This is a genomic window from Fructilactobacillus sanfranciscensis DSM 20451, assembly GCF_001436035.1.
Taxonomy (GTDB): domain Bacteria; phylum Bacillota; class Bacilli; order Lactobacillales; family Lactobacillaceae; genus Fructilactobacillus; species Fructilactobacillus sanfranciscensis.
This window is the reverse complement of record NZ_AYYM01000064.1, coordinates 1-360: the sequence shown is the minus strand read 5'-3', so window position 1 is coordinate 360 and position 360 is coordinate 1. Positions and strand designations below refer to the sequence as shown.

Genomic DNA, 360 nt, shown 5'->3' with positions numbered 1-360 from the left:
TAGATGTATGTAACGTTTCGAGTTTCTAAGGTTTCTTGTTTTATTTTATGATGAGATAACTTCCTTATTAGATTCAAACATTCAACATTAATAATTATATGGAGGTATTATATTATGAAGCAAGGTACTGTTAAATGGTTCAACGCTGATAAAGGTTACGGTTTCATCACCACAGATGATGGTGACGTATTCGTTCACTTCTCAGCAATTAACAAAGACGGATTCAAGACTCTTGATGAAGGCGAAAAAGTTACTTTAGACGTCGAAGATGGCGATCGTGGCCCACAAGCTGCTAACGTTACTCCCGTTGAAGGTTAATAACTTTTAAAAAAGCATCTCAATTTATTGAGGTGTTTTTTT

The 360-nt window shown here is 34.7% G+C and carries 1 protein-coding gene; it reads left to right on the top strand.

Annotated features, from left to right (window positions below; all coding sequences use genetic code 11):
• Nucleotides 1-114: 114 nt before the first annotated feature.
• The gene (locus tag FD36_RS06400) at nucleotides 115-318 is read left to right on the top strand and encodes a cold-shock protein (RefSeq protein ID WP_041817938.1); all 204 of its coding nucleotides are present in this window, start codon (nucleotides 115-117) and stop codon (nucleotides 316-318) included.
• Nucleotides 319-360: the final 42 nt, after the last annotated feature.